The organism is Pseudoalteromonas luteoviolacea (assembly GCF_001750165.1).
Taxonomy (GTDB): domain Bacteria; phylum Pseudomonadota; class Gammaproteobacteria; order Enterobacterales; family Alteromonadaceae; genus Pseudoalteromonas; species Pseudoalteromonas luteoviolacea_G.
Genome location: NZ_CP015411.1, coordinates 2,931,517 through 2,948,645 on the forward strand (window position 1 = coordinate 2,931,517; position 17,129 = coordinate 2,948,645).

The 17,129-nt window shown below is 40.7% G+C and carries 18 protein-coding genes; 10 read left to right on the top strand and 8 right to left on the bottom strand.

Annotated elements, in window-relative coordinates; genetic code table 11:
* Positions 1 to 2: 2 nt before the first annotated feature.
* The 4 genes from S4054249_RS12360 to S4054249_RS12375 all read right to left on the bottom strand — a co-directional run bounded on the left by S4054249_RS12360 (position 3) and on the right by S4054249_RS12375 (position 4,932).
* Complete coding sequence (locus S4054249_RS12360) at positions 3 to 1,211, bottom strand: FecR family protein (RefSeq protein ID WP_052960963.1); 1,209 nt, start codon at positions 1,209 to 1,211, stop codon at positions 3 to 5.
* Entirely contained in the window at positions 1,201 to 2,544 is a 1,344-nt protein-coding gene (locus S4054249_RS12365; RefSeq protein ID WP_046356176.1) for a tetratricopeptide repeat protein, read from the bottom strand. The genes S4054249_RS12360 and S4054249_RS12365 overlap by 11 nt, the downstream gene beginning before the upstream one ends.
* Before the next feature lie 382 nt (positions 2,545 to 2,926).
* Positions 2,927 to 4,264, bottom strand: coding sequence for an N-succinylarginine dihydrolase (gene astB / locus S4054249_RS12370; RefSeq protein WP_046356175.1), 1,338 nt, complete (start codon positions 4,262 to 4,264; stop codon positions 2,927 to 2,929).
* Between the two features lie 236 nt (positions 4,265 to 4,500).
* Positions 4,501 to 4,932 carry a hypothetical protein gene (locus S4054249_RS12375; RefSeq protein ID WP_046356174.1) on the bottom strand — a complete coding sequence of 144 codons (432 nt, stop codon included), beginning with the start codon at positions 4,930 to 4,932 and terminating at the stop codon, positions 4,501 to 4,503.
* A 198-nt stretch (positions 4,933 to 5,130) separates the two neighbouring features.
* On the opposite strand from S4054249_RS12375, the gene S4054249_RS12380 reads away from it, so the two are divergent.
* Positions 5,131 to 5,604, top strand: a complete 474-nt coding sequence (locus tag S4054249_RS12380) for a deoxycytidylate deaminase (RefSeq protein ID WP_039609746.1) — start codon at positions 5,131 to 5,133, stop codon at positions 5,602 to 5,604.
* Between the two features lie 52 nt (positions 5,605 to 5,656).
* Here S4054249_RS12380 and S4054249_RS12385 read toward each other — a convergent pair whose 3' ends face one another.
* On the bottom strand, positions 5,657 to 6,232 hold the full coding sequence (locus S4054249_RS12385; protein ID WP_046356173.1) for a hypothetical protein: 576 nt from the start codon (positions 6,230 to 6,232) through the stop codon (positions 5,657 to 5,659).
* 153 nt (positions 6,233 to 6,385) lie between these two features.
* On the opposite strand from S4054249_RS12385, the gene S4054249_RS12390 reads away from it, so the two are divergent.
* Positions 6,386 to 7,570 (top strand): quinone-dependent dihydroorotate dehydrogenase, encoded by a 1,185-nt coding sequence (locus S4054249_RS12390; protein WP_046356172.1) that lies wholly within the window; start codon positions 6,386 to 6,388, stop codon positions 7,568 to 7,570.
* 88 nt (positions 7,571 to 7,658) lie between these two features.
* On the opposite strand, the gene S4054249_RS12395 is transcribed toward S4054249_RS12390, so the two are convergent.
* Entirely contained in the window at positions 7,659 to 8,174 is a 516-nt protein-coding gene (locus S4054249_RS12395; RefSeq protein ID WP_046356171.1) for a hypothetical protein, read from the bottom strand.
* Between the two features lie 288 nt (positions 8,175 to 8,462).
* On the opposite strand from S4054249_RS12395, the gene cyoA reads away from it, so the two are divergent.
* Genes cyoA through S4054249_RS12430 form a run of 7 tightly spaced genes read left to right on the top strand, consistent with a single transcriptional unit; the run spans position 8,463 to position 14,257 of the window.
* Positions 8,463 to 9,272, top strand: a complete 810-nt coding sequence (cyoA, locus tag S4054249_RS12400) for a ubiquinol oxidase subunit II (protein WP_230851852.1) — start codon at positions 8,463 to 8,465, stop codon at positions 9,270 to 9,272.
* A complete protein-coding gene (gene cyoB / locus S4054249_RS12405; protein ID WP_046356169.1) occupies positions 9,262 to 11,298 on the top strand; it encodes a cytochrome o ubiquinol oxidase subunit I in 2,037 nt (678 codons plus the stop codon). Before cyoA ends, cyoB begins: the two co-directional genes overlap by 11 nt.
* A 16-nt stretch (positions 11,299 to 11,314) precedes the next feature.
* Positions 11,315 to 11,935 (top strand): cytochrome o ubiquinol oxidase subunit III, encoded by a 621-nt coding sequence (gene cyoC / locus S4054249_RS12410; RefSeq protein ID WP_039609742.1) that lies wholly within the window; start codon positions 11,315 to 11,317, stop codon positions 11,933 to 11,935.
* The gene (gene cyoD, locus S4054249_RS12415) at positions 11,935 to 12,276 is read left to right on the top strand and encodes a cytochrome o ubiquinol oxidase subunit IV (RefSeq protein WP_039609741.1); all 342 of its coding nucleotides are present in this window, start codon (positions 11,935 to 11,937) and stop codon (positions 12,274 to 12,276) included. Before cyoC ends, cyoD begins: the two co-directional genes overlap by 1 nt.
* Position 12,277: 1 nt before the next feature.
* Positions 12,278 to 13,162, top strand: a complete 885-nt coding sequence (gene cyoE / locus S4054249_RS12420) for a heme o synthase (RefSeq protein ID WP_039609740.1) — start codon at positions 12,278 to 12,280, stop codon at positions 13,160 to 13,162.
* Positions 13,163 to 13,166: 4 nt separating this feature from the next.
* Complete coding sequence (locus S4054249_RS12425; protein WP_046356168.1) at positions 13,167 to 13,772, top strand: SCO family protein; 606 nt, start codon at positions 13,167 to 13,169, stop codon at positions 13,770 to 13,772.
* Complete coding sequence (locus tag S4054249_RS12430; protein ID WP_046356167.1) at positions 13,769 to 14,257, top strand: hypothetical protein; 489 nt, start codon at positions 13,769 to 13,771, stop codon at positions 14,255 to 14,257. The genes S4054249_RS12425 and S4054249_RS12430 overlap by 4 nt, the downstream gene beginning before the upstream one ends.
* Before the next feature lie 55 nt (positions 14,258 to 14,312).
* Here the strand turns inward: S4054249_RS12430 and S4054249_RS12435 are convergent, their stop codons facing one another.
* Complete coding sequence (locus S4054249_RS12435) at positions 14,313 to 15,152, bottom strand: glycosyltransferase family 8 protein (protein WP_046356166.1); 840 nt, start codon at positions 15,150 to 15,152, stop codon at positions 14,313 to 14,315.
* Between the two features lie 333 nt (positions 15,153 to 15,485).
* Positions 15,486 to 15,926 (bottom strand): hypothetical protein, encoded by a 441-nt coding sequence (locus S4054249_RS12440; RefSeq protein WP_046356165.1) that lies wholly within the window; start codon positions 15,924 to 15,926, stop codon positions 15,486 to 15,488.
* Between the two features lie 293 nt (positions 15,927 to 16,219).
* On the opposite strand from S4054249_RS12440, the gene S4054249_RS12445 reads away from it, so the two are divergent.
* Positions 16,220 to 17,122, top strand: a complete 903-nt coding sequence (locus tag S4054249_RS12445) for an IS5 family transposase (RefSeq protein WP_069949091.1) — start codon at positions 16,220 to 16,222, stop codon at positions 17,120 to 17,122.
* Positions 17,123 to 17,129: the final 7 nt, after the last annotated feature.

Consider the following 17,129-nt stretch of genomic DNA (forward strand, 5'->3'; position numbering starts at 1 on the left):
TCCTAAGGCTGACCTAAAAGAAACTCACCTCGAGCTGAAACGCTCGGGTTTTCGATTTCTCTTAAATTGAAGGAACCACTTAAATTATCAAGTCCGTTAATGAATTGACTTTGAATCGTCCCATTAGCAAGATTATTACCATGAGAGGCAAAGTTAACACCAAGATCCATTCCCTCAGTGGTTATCAAGCCATTAAATGCAGCAAACCACTCACCACCAGAATCTTGAAAGGACAAAGCCCCCTGCTCAACAGTTCCTCGATCAAAGTTAACCGTCATTTGTAAATTAAGAGCACTCACTGTACCAAGGCTTGAGCTTGCGTCTATGCTTTCCAGCACAGTATAAGCAGCACTACCAGTTCGCTCGGAAATTAACTCACCGATGTCATCGGTTCCCAAGCTATCCAATTCTTGCTCATTAATATACTCATTTTGCGACACATCATTAGCCACTTGAGAAAAACTCCCCTCCAACACTGGAGCCGGTTGTTCAGTGGGGTCTAATTCAGCACTCGCAACCGTAGAACTTTGTTCTTCAGTATCATTAGACTGTGCTGACTCGCTTACTGACGAAGACAGTGAAGATAACTCAGAAGGGGGTTTGAGAAGTGAGGTAACGGCCCCGCTCTCGCTCACTTTCGCAAAAGAAAAATCTCCGCCTTTGCCAAGTAAAACAGGTGCTTGCGCACCTGTCGCATTACTCATATCAACTTCAATGGTGCCATCCCAAACCGCCAAGAGTAACTCGTTGTTTTTCCATTCAGCTTCATAATGGGTACCACGGATCCCAATACTGCCAACGGGTGTTTTCAATTTATAATTACCCTTATCACCTTTAATTTCACCTGTGATAGTGCGTAATCCACCAGAAATAAGTTCCATCACAACAGAGCCGCCCTCAGCGCTGCCCAATTTATATTCTTCAATCTTCAATTGAGTTTGGGCTTTGAGGGCAATAATAGCGCCATCTTGCATTCTGAGCTGGGCCTGACTTGACTCACCAGTATTTACAACATCCACATCATAAATTGGACTACGTCTCTTCAAAGCTCTATTCGCCTCACTACTGCTATCAGTTGCAATCACTTCCCCACGAGACATTATGGTTTTACCTGCTTGTTCTGCAGCCGTACAAAATGGCAAAAACAGCGCGAGAGCCATCACTGTTGATACAGGTGTACAATTGGCAATCAACTTAAAATTAGAATTCATAACGGACTCCTGAGAACCATTCTGTTCTATCGTAGCTATATAAGGTAATTGAGCTGTGTTTATCGTAGTAAGATGCTGACAAATCCACACTCAGTGATTGGCTCCACTTGTATCGCCAATTCAAATTAAGAATGACAAGCTCTTCGTTTCTTGTAGACAAGAAAAGAGGATGATCTGCTCTGTGTTCAATATCTCTATATTGCGCTTTAAAACTCAATAACCCCTTTTCCCCAGTTTTGTGACTCACTGATCCAGAAATAAAATTGTAGTCTCGGCCATAATGTTCACCTTCATCATATCTGGCTGGCTGCCAGGTATATCCAATATCAGCCTTCAACAGCCATAATGCTGATGAATACCCTGCGGAGCCTTGAATGGTATAAATACGACTATCGAGATTGCGGTCTTGAACATTGTTTTGTGAAAAAGCAAAGCCACTTAAAGCCGTGAAATAATGAGGTGTAATGTTGTATTGCACTGAGCCATACAAGCCAAAGTCTTGTTGGTAGGTGTTATTATCGAGTGTTAAAACACCAAATTGCCCCCCAGTTGAAAAAGTAAAATCATCTTTTTTATGTTCATACCCAAATCGAATTGAGCCTTGATATCGGTCATATTGATCAGCATCTTTATGGCGCTGATCTGAGTAATTAACGTCTAATTTCCAACCTTGGTACTGTGTCTGCTGCCAGTTTCCTCGAAAGCGATATTTGAACCGCATAAAGTTATCTGCTGTTTTCAAACTACTTTGGCCTAATGTGAGCGGCAACCCACCAATCACTATTCTATCATCCAAGGCTCCACTATTTACATTTGAGTCATGACCCAGAGCGAGTGACACTGTATGATTAAAAGATTGCTCCAGCTTTTGCGTATTTCGCTCAACGGCTTCTAACGCTTGGCTTACCCTGTCGCGCATTGACGGACTGAGTTGAGCATTTAGCAAACTTGAAAAAACACCACTGGCCTGCGTATAGTTTTTTTGTTTCGCGTATGTTAAACCCAACAAATAATGGCTGGGGACATGATCTGGCCAGCTCACCAACACCCGTTCTAACGCGAATATAGCCTCATCATACTTGGCCTGCTCTAACGCGGCTTGAGCATATAAAAAATCGAAGTTAGGCTCACCAGCCCACTCATCAATTTCTGCTTCGGCTTTTTGATATGCTGATTGGTAGTCTTTTTGGGCTAAATTGGCGTTAATTTCACTGAGAATTTTTTTCAGGCTCTCATCAGATTGAGATACATTGTTCTGTGCCAAACATATTGAACTCATCAAGCTGGCAAGTGTTATAAAAGCGTACTGTGCGCATCGAAGTACTAGTGACATAGCTAATCACCTATCATTGGTTATCGTATGTTCATCACTATCTACTTCAAGCAAGACCACTTAATCCTAATTCACGACCCGCTACTGACTAGAACACCAAACATGCCTAGATAGAGATAAGCAAAGTATAATCAACGATATTAAAAATACACTTTAGATTTCGGGTACATTTTCAATAGAGCTAAAACAACACAATTTCAAAAAAAGATAATAGAGACAACGTTTGGCGCGTAAATCGCAACAGATAAGTTATGAATGGCAAAAGTTAGTTATACCGCCATGGGATCAGTCGAAGTGCTTTGGGCTGCATGGGCTACTCACATATGTAGCCCAAACGAGGAAGTACCTAAGCCTTCTCAGGTGATAGAAGGCTCATTTAAGCTCACCCTATTTGAAAGTCATACACAGAACCAAGTTGCAAAATCTGAGTCAATTCATCCAAAGCAGAATAACTTTCTAACAATAGCTGATAGTCAGCCAAATCATATTCGCTTAGCTGATCACGATAGTGTTTACTTATCCAAGCAGATAGCTTTGAATATAATTGCTCATCTAAAAGGCAAGCTTGATTGGCCGCTTTGAGTTCAAGCTCCGACAACACCACGCGCAAACGCAAACAAGCAGGCCCACCGCCATTTTGCATACTTTGTTTGACGTCTAGGTAAATGACATCATTGACGGGATTACTTGCCTCTTTAAGCGTACTTAAATACGTTTCAACGGCATTGATTTTTTGACATTCACTTGGCGCTATCAGAGCCATTCCACCATTTGGCAAGCTCACCAGCTGACTGTTAAATATGTAACTCTGAACAGCTTGCTCTACCGTCACATCAGCACTAGAGACCTCAATCAAGTGCAAAGGCCGACTACCAGAGTAGGCCTCTCGAATTTTTCTAACTGACGTTTGCTGATCATAAAATGCCTGTTCATGAAATAAAAATACATTTTCATTGCCTATCGCTATCACGTCATTGTGAAATACACCTGCGTCGATTACATCAGGGTTTTGCTGAATAAAAAGGCTATTTTCAGGTTTAAGCAGATGACTGCGTGCTACCGCCTCACTTGCTTGACGTGTTTGCCTGGCTGGGAATTTGGACGGCCTGATATCACTTTGATTATCTTGTCCATAAACAAATACAGCCAAGCCAGAATGATTATAAGAGTCAGCCAAGCGAGTATGGTTTGCAGCCCCTTCATCACCAAAAAGCGGATGCTGTGGTAGCGGTTCGTGATGTGCAAAATAATCTTTATCATGGAAGACTTGCTTCAGAATACGAGCCGTTGTTTCAACTTCTATCGCACGATGCAGTTTGTTGTTTAAATTGGCGGGCGTAAAATGAACCTTCCGATCTTCAGTATCGCAGCTTGGCGACACCGTAGCCGCATTTGCTGTCCACATCGACGACGCTGAATAACATGCTTTAAGCAATTGAGGCTCTGCTTTTGCAGCTTTCGCGATAACATCCGCATCGCTTCCACCGAATCCAAGCGCACGTAACGTCTTTAAATCTGGGCGGGCATTTGGAGCCAACACCCCTTGATGTAAGCCCAATTGCGCTAGAGCGAACATTTTATCTAACCCTTGCAAAGCTGCCTGCTTAGGGTTGGAAAATTTTTTTGCATTTGCTTTTGAAGCCACATTTCCATATGACAGGCCTGCGTAGTTATGTGATGGCCCGACAAGTCCATCGAAATTAACTTCATAGAAGTTCATTATTGCCCCCTTTTGGTGCGCTTTGCACAATTTTAGTTAGATTCATACTGTTGATGAGCTCACATTTACCTATTTACATGATAATAAGTTGAGATATTGCTAGCAGAGTCTGCTAACAATATGGAGCTTCAAGTTTAGTGCCAAATTGAAATATAGGAGGTAATTGTGGATACAGTCAGAACATACGTAATATAAAATATATGAATATCAACTTATATATATTGATAAATCACTTTTTATAGATCGGATTGCTGCTTATACAGTTGCCATCCACCTAATGCGTAGCACAGACCGATCGTCAAACATATAAAAGAACTCACAAGCCAAAACGTCAATGTATTTTCAGGAAACAAAGGCATAATAAACGGGAATGCAATCCCACGGCCAATAAATACCATAGCAACCAAGAAGATAACCGTTCTCAAGAAGGGTAATTGACGTATCACACCAGCGCCAGATAAAGCGAATAAGCCCCATGTACTTAACGCAGTTGCAATCAGTAAAGTAGTCAAAGTAGGTTCAAACTTCCCAGCTTCAGCCATCGATGCCATGTGCTCACCTGCACCAAAAAAGCGATACCAAGGAGCGCCAAATATAATGCATCCAAGATGTAAAACAGCCGCTAAAAAGCTTGAATAAGCAGCAAATAACAAATATCTATTTTTCATACAGCGCCAAAGTATAAGAGTTAAAAAACAATTTATACTAAATTCCAAAGCTAATAGATACATTAATAATATTAATTATATATTCACCCTATACATTAGATTCATTTTAAAGATATAACTCATTGATAAGATAAGCTTCGAATTGAGTCAGATACTGAGTATACTATTGACATGTAAGTAGTATTGAAGGCGCAAACAATGAGACCAGATTGGGATGAATACTTCATTGATTTAGTTGACAGTGTTGGACAAAGGGCCACCTGTGATAGAGGTAAATCAGGCTGTATTATAGTTAAAGATAAAAGAATAATATCAACAGGTTATGTGGGTTCTCCCTCTGGTTTACCACACTGCGACGATGTCGGTCACCTAATGAAACAAGTCACAGATAGCGATGGTACCACACGACAGCATTGTGTACGCACGATCCATGCAGAGCAAAATGCTATCTGCCAAGCCGCTCGCTATGGCGTGCCATTAGATGGTGCAACTTTATACTGTACAATGGAGCCATGTCGTGTATGCGCCATGCTCATCATCAGCTGTGGCATTTCCAAAGTTGTTGCAAAAAAGCGCTACCATGCAGCACAAGAAACCAGAGATATGTTTGAGATGGCAGGTGTAGAACTTGTGGTTATTGAGCAAGAAATCGCAACTTACGACGACCAATAAGTTGCACACGCAGGAGTGGGTTATGAGTACCCCACTCTTTCACGATACTTTTTCACGCCACCGATATCCTGTCAAAAACATCTTTGTGAAAATTTTCGCCAGTTATACCATGGCGTTTAACACGCTCATGATTAATTTTTTTATTGGCTTCTTTGAGTTGATTAATAAACTCCCCAATTTGGACGTTATAATATTTAAATACACCTCTGCTTAAAGCGAGATTAACTTCACTTTTCCTGCTCTCATCAGACGAACAAAACTGGTGCTGAAAAAGCGCTTGAGTCGATATGTCTAATGATTTGTTAAATCTAAACACCGCGGCGTTGTCAATAGCCTTGACCCGCGTTTGATTACCAAGCCTCTCCCAAGCAACTGCACAAACTGAGAAAGTAAACTCTTCTCCAAATTCGCTCACAAGCTCGTCTAAAGGTTCGTCCACGTTTTTGAAGAATGAATTGATATCAAATGCATCGATACTCACCACCCCATATCGGGATTTATAGCGCAATTGCAAAGTATTCAATAAATAAAAAACCTCACCTGTATTTTGCCAAATAGGCTCAACTACACTTCTAACAATTGGCTTAGTTACATCTGTACCCAATAGCTTCAGCATCCACTTTTTCATCAGCACCTCCAATTTGAATAAGAACAATGTAAATGATAACGATTCTTATTGCTATTATTATTTAATGATCATAAGCTAAAAACATGAGTTACCAGATGTGCTCGTAAAAAAGCACCCAACAACAACAATCGATGACAAATTTGGAGGTTGAAAATGCGCCTTATCATCGGCATTCGTAACTTTGTCTTAAAGCTACTATACAGAGCGGTCCGCCCGCTGATATTCCTGATGGACCCTGAAGATGCTCACTACATGTTTAAACGTGTCGGAGTAATATTGGGCTCAAACTTTCTAACTCGCTGGATCACCTCTTTTTTCTTCAACTACGGTCACCGAAGCCTGAAAATTGAAGTTGACGGTGTAAAATATAGAAACCCGTTAGGTTTATCCGCAGGCTTTGACAAAGATGGTGAACTAACCAAAATTTACCCATCGATTGGCTTTGGTTTGGCTGAGCTAGGTTCATTTACCGGTGAAGTTTGCCCTGGAAACCCCGGCAAACGTTTATTTAGAATGGTTAAATCAAAATCAATTCTTGTTTGGTATGGTTTAAATAACCAAGGCGCTGAGAAAATTTCATCACGATTGAAAGGTGTAAATTTTGGCAAGTTAAAAGTCGGGATCAACGCGGCTAAATCTAATATAACGCCTGAATTTGATTTACAAGACTCTATTGACGACTACACCAAAACAATGGCGTTATTCAAAGACATTGGGGATTACTACACCATCAACATAAGCTGTCCAAATACACAAGATGGCGAACCATTTGTAGATAAGAACAATCTAGATGCGTTACTTATCGCGGTAAATAAACACAGAGTTGAAGGCCGCCCTATTTACGTCAAACTCGCTGCAGACATGACTTTAGAAGAAATTAACATCATTGTTGATGCGTGCGTTGAACATAAAATGGATGGTGTGGTATTGACCAACTTGGCCAAACCAAAATTCAACCAAGAATATGTTAAAGAAGAGCTTCCGTTCCACAAAGGCGCCATGAGTGGCTTACCACTACAACGTATTTCTACCAACGTGATCAGACACGTTTATAGAAGAACAAGAGGCAAGCTCACAATCATTGGCGTGGGTGGCGTGTTCACTGCCAAAGATGCTTATGAAAAAATAACGTCTGGTGCAAGCATTTTGCACATGATTTCAACGCTGATTTTTGACGGACCTCAAAGTATAAGTGAAATCAACAGAGGCCTAGTTAAACTATTGAAAGCAGATGGCTTCAATTCTATTGAAGAAGCCATTGGTTCAAGAAACCCGCTGCCAAAACTGAAGGCAGTCAAGGACGATGAAGCTAACAAGGAAGTTAGCTCTGCAGCATAAGTTGCAATCAAAAGTTGATGCTACGAGTGGTGATACCTTTTTCATTCTCCAAAGTCTATCACCACTATTTTTCGACAAAATTGCAGAACTAGTCTGGTATTGGCGATGCCAAATTCGAGCTGTCAGCTAAAAATTGTGCTTTTGGATGACCTTCGAGTTGGGTTTCAACTTTATGTGTTTGAGAACGTTCAACATCGATTATGATAATTACATCACCGGCGTCAAGGTGCTCATTTACTAGCAGTTGAAAGTATTCGTCGAATGATTTACCAGCAAGTTTAACAATGAACATGACAACAAAACCGCCAATTATGCTCGCGGCAAATGCTTGTAGTAAAAATTTATTGGTTAAGTCGGTAAAAAAATACATAAAAGTAAGTAGCGCTAAAGCAGTTGCACCAGCGAGCAAAAAAGCTCTCTTTCTTGCTGACAAAATTTGCGTTTTCTCGATCTGTGTTGAACCATGCAAATGATGCGTTTTAATACCACTTTCATCCCGAGATAGTACGTAAAAATGGTGGTCATCAATGCCTAACTGATGTACTTCGTCCGAAATCATTTCTGCATCATCCAAGCTATCAGTGGAATAAAATAGTCTTTTCATATCGCACGCTCCAGAATTATTTTTGACGGTGTCAATACGAAGTCTAGACATAAATCGCTCAAAAAACATCTAAATTTGAATTTAGAACGTATTGATGTGGGTCAAGACATTCTTGAATTTTAGCTGTATTCCCTATAACATTCCCCTCCGAGAGGGGTGTGAATGGAAACAGTTCTCAATTGCATTAATCTCGTTAATTTATTCAGGCAGGTAATGGGGTAATTACCCGCGATATCAAGTAGGTTGAATATGCTGAAAAAGTCCTTGTCACTCGTAATGGTTTTTACGATGGCGTTTCTTCTAACAGGTTGTGAGCTTGCGCTTTTTGACCCTGCGGGTCCAATTGGTGAGCAGGCGAAAGACCTGATTATAATTTCTGTGGCTTTATTACTTATTGTAATAATCCCTGTATTATTTATGTCTATTTACTTCCCGTACAAGTATCGTACTAGCAATAAAAAAGCTGAGTACAAGCCGTCGTGGGAACACTCAACAAAAATCGAACTTGTTGTTTGGATTGTGCCTTGTATGATCATCGCAGCACTTGCATATTTCACATATGTCACGTCTCATACTCTAGACCCGCGTAAGCCGCTAGGTAAAGACAAAGACACATTGACTATTCAAGTAGTGGCAATGGACTGGAAATGGCTATTCATTTATCCAGAGCAGCAAATTGCAACCGTCAACGAAATCTCAATCCCTGTGAATACGCCGGTTGAGTTCCTTATCACATCAGATACTGTGATGAACTCATTCTTCATTCCGCGTTTGGGTAGCCAGATTTACGCGATGGCAGGTATGGAAAATAGACTAAACCTGATGGCATCTAAAGAAGGTACCTTCCGTGGCATGTCTGCAAACTATAGTGGTTTTGGTTTCTCAGGCATGAAGTTCAAAACACACTCTGTAGATCAAGCTGGCTTCGATGCTTGGGTTAACAAAGTAAAAGCATCAGAGTATGTGCTAGACGAACCTACTTACAAAGCGCTTAGCGAGAAATCAAAAGACCATCCTGTAGTTTACTATTCGGATGTCGACCCTCTGCACTTTAAGAAAACCATAGAGAAATACACTGGGGTTCAAAATGGCAAGTAAAGCTACCATAATCACAGATCCGGATCCGCTCACGGGTAAACTGACCTGGGATTCTATTCCTGTTCATGACCCAGTTATTTTGCCAGTAATGATCTGTGCAATACTTGGCGGTATCTTCCTATTCGCACTTATTACCAAAATGGGTAAGTGGAAATACCTTTGGGAAGAATGGTTCACGTCAGTGGATCACAAAAAAATAGGTATTATGTACATCATCGCAGCGATTGTGATGCTGGTCCGTGGTTTCGCGGACGCAATTATGATGCGTACTCACCAAGCGTTAGCAACCGCTGACAGTGTGGGGGCGGGTTATCTACCTCCAGAACACTATGACCAGATTTTTACTGCTCACGGTGTAATCATGATTTTCTTCGTAGCCATGCCTTTAGTTGTTGGCTTGATGAACATTGTTGTACCTTTACAAATCGGTGCGCGTGACGTTGCATTCCCATTCCTGAACTCTTTGAGCTTCTGGTTATTCGTAGTTGGTGCATTACTAGTTAACATTTCACTATTCGTTGGTGAGTTTGCTGCAACTGGTTGGTTAGCATATCCGCCGTTATCAGGTATTGAATACAGTCCCTGGGTCGGGGTCGATTATTGGCTCTGGGCACTACAGATCTCAGGTATTGGTACACTACTAACTGGTGTTAACTTCTTCGTTACTATCATCAGAATGCGTGCGCCTGGCATGAAGCTTATGCAAATGCCTGTATTCACATGGACTTCTCTGTGTGCAAACGTACTAATTATTTTGTCGTTCCCAATCCTAACTGTAACTATCACGCTTCTAACGCTAGATAGATACCTAGGTACAAACTTCTTCACTAATGACCTTGGTGGTAACCAAATGATGTACGTAAACCTCATTTGGGCATGGGGTCACCCAGAAGTTTACATTCTGATTCTACCTGCATTTGGTGTCTTCTCTGAAGTTGCAGCTACGTTCTCTCGTAAGCGTTTGTTCGGTTATACATCACTTGTATGGGCAACAGCCGTTATCATGGTTCTAGCAATGGTTGTATGGCTACACCACTTCTTCACCATGGGTGCAGGCTCAAGTGTAAATGCCTTCTTCGGTATCGCCACCATGATCATAGCCGTCCCCACCGGGGTTAAGATCTTCAACTGGCTATTCACTATGTACAAAGGCCGTGTTGAATTCACAGCTTCTATGTGGTGGACATGTAGTTTCCTATTCACGTTCACAATTGGTGGTATGACTGGTGTAATGCTAGCAGTACCAGCAGCTGACTTCGTACTACACAACAGCTTGTTCCTAATTGCACACTTCCACAATGTAATTATTGGTGGTGCAGTATTTGGTTACTTCGCAGGTCTTACTTACTGGTGGCCAAAAGCAACTGGTTGGATGCTGAACGAGAAACTTAACAAGCTTTCTTGTGCACTATGGACAATCGGTTTCTTCGTTGCATTCATGCCACTATACATCCTTGGTTTCAACGGTATGACTCGTCGTCTTAACTACTATGACAACCCAGAGTGGACGCCACTACTTATCGTTGCAATGGTTGGTGCATTCATCGTTGCTGCTGGTATCGCTGTTCAGTTCTACATGGGCTACGTGAGCTTCAGAGATCGTAAGCAAAATATGGACGTAACTGGTGATCCGTGGGATGGTCGTACTCTTGAGTGGGCTACTTCGTCACCTCCTCCATTCTACAACTTTGCTAAGCTGCCTAAAATCCATGACCGTGATGAGCATCATTACAAGAAAGAACATGGCATTGCTTACCAAAAGCCTGAGAAGTACTCAAAGATCCACATGCCTTCAAATACATGGGCTGGCTTTGTGATCAGTGCATTCTCACTATCTTTAGGTTTCGGTTTCGTATGGCACATCTGGTGGATGGTTATTGCTAGCTTCATCGGTATCGTAGCTTCTTGGATTGCGTACTCATTTGATCGCAACAAAGACTACTACGTACCAGTAGATCAAGTTGAAGAAATCGAGTCAAAGCACTTGGCAGCTGTTGCAGAACACGCAGCTAATAAAGGCAAGTAGAGGAAAGTTTTAAATCATGTCAAACGATCACGTAATCGCAAACGACGCTCACGATCATCACGATGATCATGAGCATCATGATACCGGTGGTGATACTATATTCGGATTCTGGATATATATCATGAGTGACTGTATTTTGTTCGCAACATTGTTTGCAACATATGCAGTACTAAGTGGCGGCTTCGCAGGCGGCCCTACACCAAAAGAGTTATTTGACCTTAATCTAGTTGCAGTTGGTACTGCGTTCCTACTATTCAGTAGTTTTACGTTTGGTATGGCAATGCTTCAAGCCAACCAGCGCAAGATGAAAGGCATGATCACTTGGTTGGTCATCACATTACTTCTAGGCCTTGGTTTCCTTGGCTTAGAAATGTATGAGTTCTGGCACTTCAGTACACTTGGTGCTACGCCGCAAACAAGTGGTTACTGGTCTGCATTCTATGCACTAGTAGCAACACACGGTTTGCACGTATTCGGTGGTATCATCTGGATGCTTGTTCTATTCGTTCACTTCAAGCGTGACGGATTTAGTGAAGATAACTTGGTAAGACTATCTTGCCTAAGCTTATTCTGGCACTTCCTAGACATCATCTGGATCTGTGTATTTAGCGTTGTGTACTTAGTAGGAGTGATGTAATGGGCCACACTAATAATGAACATGGCACTGGCGGTGCATCTCACGGTAGCGTTAAAGAGTACACGATAGGTTTACTTCTATCTCTAGTACTAACTGCTATTCCGTTTTTAGTTGTAATGTACGATATGGCATCTCCAGCTATCACGCTTGGGATCATCCTAGTTACAGCTATTGCACAGCTATTTGTACAACTTGTATTTTTCTTACACATGAACTCATCTTCTGAGCAAATATGGAACACTACTTCAGCCGCGTTTATTGTGTTGACAGTGGCCATAGTTGTGATTGGCTCCATTTGGATTATGGAGCACCTAAATCACAACATGCTCATGGGACATTAAAATGTTAAGAAGTTACCTGTTAATTACAAAACCAGGCATTATCTTTGGTAACTTAATCACTGCGGTTGCGGGCTATGTGCTCGCAGCCAAAGGTAATATTGATTTCGTTACATTTACAGCAATGATAGTGGGTACAGTGTGTATCATCGCCTCTGGTTGCGTTTTTAATAATGTGATTGACCGTGACATCGACCAGTTGATGTCACGCACAAAGTACCGAAAGCCACTCTTAGAGTCGATTTCGGTGAACAAAGCTTTGGCTTATGCAACCCTTTTGGGTTGCATAGGTTTCGCCTCATTAGCACTGTACGCATCAATGATGAGCTTTTATTTCGGCGTGCTAGGCTTCGTGGTATACGTTGGTCTTTACACGCTTTATTATAAAAGAAAATCTATATACGGTACTTTTGTAGGCAGTATTTCTGGCGCATGTCCTCCTGTTATGGGGTACTGTGCTGTTAACGGTCAATTTGATATTGGCGCAGCTGTTATCTTAGCAATTTTCTGTATTTGGCAGATCCCGCATTCTTATGCGATTGCTATTTACCGATTCAAAGATTACAAAGACGCAAATATCCCAGTTTTACCAATCGTCAGTGGTGTTGAAGTTGCTAGAAAACACATGATTGGCTTTATTGTTGCCTTTACTGTACTTGCACTTTCGCTATTCACGTTAAACTATGTCGGTGCTATTTTCGCGACACTTACGTTTATCATTGGTTTGATCTGGCTATTGAGCACAATTTTCGACTTCCACCGTATGGACAATCATACTTGGGCAAAACGCGTATTTATCTTATCGCTTGTTGCCATTACTTCTATGAGTGTTCTGATGTCTGTTGATTTTGCTCACATTGACCCAACCACTTATGTAACAGCAAGGTAGAGTTATGAAGCAGTTTAAAGCCGCTCACTTACATTGGATTACGTCTTTTCTTGGTATCATTGGACTCATTTGGTTTTATTTATCAACAACCACAAAAGACTTTAACGAAACAAGAAAATCATTCGATGAATTGGGTGGTGATTTTACGCTGCAAAGCTATGCCGGACCTGTTTCGCTCTCTGATTATAAAGGCCAGGTCGTTGTCATGTACTTCGGCTATCTGTCTTGTGCAGAGGTATGCCCTAACTCTCTCGCGGTAATGACAAATGCATTTATGCGACTAGAGAAACAGGGATTTGATCAGGTGCAGGGCTTACTTGTAACAGTAGACCCTGCGCGTGATACAGTAGAAGATTTAAAGGAATATACCGACTACTTTCACGAGCGTATTACCGGTTTGACTGGCAGCGCTGCGCAAACTAAAGAAGTTGGTGGATTATATGGCGTTTATTATGATGACGAAAACCTTGAAGAGTCGTTCATGGAGTACTCTGTGGCGCATGCATCAAGATTTTACATCATAAACAAAGAAGGTGATTTAATTACCGCTATGAGCCATACAACAACGCCTAATGAACTTGCAGCTCAAATTAAGGAGCTTATGCTTTGAAATCTCCATTATTCATAGCTGGCCTTTTAATGGCAAGTACACAGGTTGTTGCTAAAAACTCGATTGAAACGATCATTGAAAAATATAATGTTAAACACTGTCATACCGAATTAAAGACTATGGCCAGAGACATTATAGGTTCAAAAAAGCATCGTTTATTGGTATCAAACCAAACTAACAAAAATGAACTTGAAACTTTGTTGGTAACGGGTGTGCTTGAATATAAAGACAGACAAAGTCATATTACTTTTTCTATGTCTCACAGTGGCGGACACTGTGAAGTGGCTTATAAAGAAAGCTTTGCTGTTAAAAACCCATGCATTGTGGTGCGTGAGGAAGTATTCAAAAAGTGGCAATTTAAAGGTAAATTAAACGACGAGACTCATGTTTTTTCTCATAAAAGAGATGAAAACTTTGTTGGCTATATGACCAGCACAAAAGACGGTTCATATTGTTTAGTTAGCCGTCAGAAAAAGACTTCTTAGTCTGTAATGTTTCAGTGCAGTAAACATTACTGCACTTTCTTACTCCCCTTCCCTTTTAGCGCGGTACAAAACGTTCTGCAAAGCACTTTATCAACATATTGGGTAGAGGGTACTTCTTATAAATCACCTCAAGATAGGCCTGCCATGCTTCCTCTTTGAGCTTTTTAATTTCATCAGCAGGTAATATTCCATCATAAATAGCAGAGAAGTCCTTTAAGAATTGTACATCGCGACGTCGACTGGTCTTAGCATACCCTTTACCAGCATAGTGAATAAAATCGGCTTCTAGATAGTCAGCATTACCAAACATATCCATATGATTAAATGTTTTATCAATTCCTTGATGTTTAAAACCATATTTATGCAAACAGTAATTAAAATAGCTTTGCTCATAAAAAGATATCTCATTACATAGATGCTGCAAATCCTCTAGATTAGTCATGGAGAATAACCCTGCTTCTTTAGAAGTCAGTATTACTCCAGCATTATAATAAGTAGACATCCCCTTCTCTGAGGGCCATTCTACTGAGCCCAACAAACCACAAATAAGCGAAATATCACCTCCGCGATCTTTTAATAAACCTTCATTGAGCCAATAAGTTGTATCCAAATCTTGGTGTGATTCAAAAATATCTTGCGCGTCAGGTCGAATGATAATGTCAGAATCGACGTAAAGTACTCTATCATACTCTTTTAATAACGCGCCAATCCTGAGCTTTTCGGTCCAAGCAGGAGAAGCATTAAACTTGGGGTTAACAATGTCTATTTTATAGTGTAGCTGATCCGAAACGATTAAATCAGCGCCAACCTTTTGTGCGTATAGTTTAAAACTATGAAGTGCGGCTTTATACATTGGGTTATCACCAATGGCCAAAGTAAAAATGGCTTTTTTCATTACTCTCCTTTGTCCAAAAGATTGCAAACATGCAATTATTTGAACGCTTTACCCAGTTAGAAAACCGCTAAGATTCTAGAAGATAAGCGCATATGTTACAAATATCTTTATATAATAATTCAAGCTATTGATATAGTTACCTTTTAATTGAAACATAAAAATAAATATTTCCTTGTGGGCATACTAATTTAAAAAAGCATTAGCAACCGAACTGAAATGACACTCTATATTGAAGCGAAATAGATGAAGCATGTACCAAGCTATCGTTTTATGTTTCTCTTTTATCAGTGATATTACTAAGCTCTATTTCTCGTAAAGCTTAGTAACTCTTCATCAAAGGTGCGTGCTATCGGCGATAGTAAGCTCACCATTTAATGACATTCTAACCATGTCTTCATTATATATTTCTAATTTGCCTGGCAACCCAACTAAGTATGTCATTTCTGGAGAAAACAACTCTACCCAATCATTGTTTTTATACTTTTGTATGGAGTGCTTTATCGTGCTCTCTTTTCCACGCTTGATAGATTGTTCATAATCTACATTTAAAATAACTCTATAAATCGGTCTGTTTTTCTCATCATAGTAGGTGATGTCAGCAGGCTGCTCATCTTTAAGTGTCATTTTCACTTTATACAAGGCTTCTGTGCCAACTTGAAGCTCAAATTCATATTTTAAATTAGGCTTAGATGTCTCATTTGCTGCCTGCGCACCGCCTAGAAAAAAGCAAAAAGATGTAATAAATAAGGTTAATTTGCACCAATTGTTAAGCATGAATTACTTCCTAGTTTTATTATATATATCTATGACATTTCACATGTATATTAACTAGCTTAAAATAAGCCATAAAATGTGAATAATTATGTAATGCTAGAACAGCAAGATATTAATAAACGGATGGAGGTAGTATGAATAACTAATAAGCACAGAGTTTTAAATATTAATAATAAATGTTATCTAAGCCTGAAGAGGAGGTTTGTCCCCCTCTTGGCCTTGTTTCCTAAATAGTTGAACTTCTGACCTTTTGCGTGATCAGATCAAAAAAACATAACGTAACTCAAGCCACCATGACAAAGAAAATTAAGAACTGGTCTGCCTATAACCGTGCGTTGATACAGCGTGGCAATATTGCTATTTGGCTCAGCGACGACGCTATTCAGCAATGGCAAACCGTAGAAAAACACGGTGGGCGTGGTCGTTCAAATAAATATACTGACTTTGCAATTGAAACTTGCCTGACACTTCGGTCTGTCTTTAATTTGCCACTTCGAGCACTTGAAGGGTTCGTTAATTCACTCCTCAATTTAATGGATGCACCTATTCATTCCCCTGGTTACAGCTGTTTGTGCAAGCGAGGAAAGACACTAGATGTTCAATATCGAACCAAGCCAACCACGCAGGGATTTATTGATATTGTTGTCGATAGCACCGGCCTAAAAGTCTATGGTAATGGCGAATGGCATACCCGAAAACACCGAGCCAACAAGCGTAGAACTTGGCGTAAATTGCATTTAGCGATAGATGCAGCCAGTCATGACATTGTCAGTGCAGAGCTATCAATGGTGAATGTATCGGATGGTGAAGTGTTAGGTGATTTACTGCGGTCATTACGGCGAAATGTTGACCGAGTTACAGGCGATGGAGCTTATGATACACGTGATTGCTATGATGAAATTGCGGCTAAAGGTGCCGTGGCACGGATCCCCCCAAGGGAAAATGCCCAATATTGGGAGAAAGGTCATCCGAGAAACAGCGCCATAATATTAATGCATCAACTTGGTTTAAAACACTGGAAGGAAAAATCTGGTTATCATGAGCGTTCGCTGGCTGAAACAGGCGTTTATCGTTTTATACAGCTTACGGGTGACAAATTAACAAGCCGCACCTTCAACAGCCAACACACAGAAGTAATGATTAAAGCCAAGGTGATCAACACGATGAACAGGCTAGGTATGCCTGAATATCAGTAAAAATGAC

Coding starts and splice junctions, on each gene's coding strand:
- S4054249_RS12360 (WP_052960963.1), bottom strand. CDS start 1,211: ATGAATTCTAATTTTAAGTTGATTGCCAATTGTACACCTGTATCAACA.
- S4054249_RS12365 (WP_046356176.1), bottom strand. CDS start 2,544: ATGTCACTAGTACTTCGATGCGCACAGTACGCTTTTATAACACTTGCC.
- astB (WP_046356175.1), bottom strand. CDS start 4,264: ATGAACTTCTATGAAGTTAATTTCGATGGACTTGTCGGGCCATCACAT.
- S4054249_RS12375 (WP_046356174.1), bottom strand. CDS start 4,932: ATGAAAAATAGATATTTGTTATTTGCTGCTTATTCAAGCTTTTTAGCG.
- S4054249_RS12380 (WP_039609746.1), top strand. CDS start 5,131: ATGAGACCAGATTGGGATGAATACTTCATTGATTTAGTTGACAGTGTT.
- S4054249_RS12385 (WP_046356173.1), bottom strand. CDS start 6,232: ATGAAAAAGTGGATGCTGAAGCTATTGGGTACAGATGTAACTAAGCCA.
- S4054249_RS12390 (WP_046356172.1), top strand. CDS start 6,386: ATGCGCCTTATCATCGGCATTCGTAACTTTGTCTTAAAGCTACTATAC.
- S4054249_RS12395 (WP_046356171.1), bottom strand. CDS start 8,174: ATGAAAAGACTATTTTATTCCACTGATAGCTTGGATGATGCAGAAATG.
- cyoA (WP_230851852.1), top strand. CDS start 8,463: ATGGCGTTTCTTCTAACAGGTTGTGAGCTTGCGCTTTTTGACCCTGCG.
- cyoB (WP_046356169.1), top strand. CDS start 9,262: ATGGCAAGTAAAGCTACCATAATCACAGATCCGGATCCGCTCACGGGT.
- cyoC (WP_039609742.1), top strand. CDS start 11,315: ATGTCAAACGATCACGTAATCGCAAACGACGCTCACGATCATCACGAT.
- cyoD (WP_039609741.1), top strand. CDS start 11,935: ATGGGCCACACTAATAATGAACATGGCACTGGCGGTGCATCTCACGGT.
- cyoE (WP_039609740.1), top strand. CDS start 12,278: ATGTTAAGAAGTTACCTGTTAATTACAAAACCAGGCATTATCTTTGGT.
- S4054249_RS12425 (WP_046356168.1), top strand. CDS start 13,167: ATGAAGCAGTTTAAAGCCGCTCACTTACATTGGATTACGTCTTTTCTT.
- S4054249_RS12435 (WP_046356166.1), bottom strand. CDS start 15,152: ATGAAAAAAGCCATTTTTACTTTGGCCATTGGTGATAACCCAATGTAT.
- S4054249_RS12440 (WP_046356165.1), bottom strand. CDS start 15,926: ATGCTTAACAATTGGTGCAAATTAACCTTATTTATTACATCTTTTTGC.
- S4054249_RS12445 (WP_069949091.1), top strand. CDS start 16,220: ATGACAAAGAAAATTAAGAACTGGTCTGCCTATAACCGTGCGTTGATA.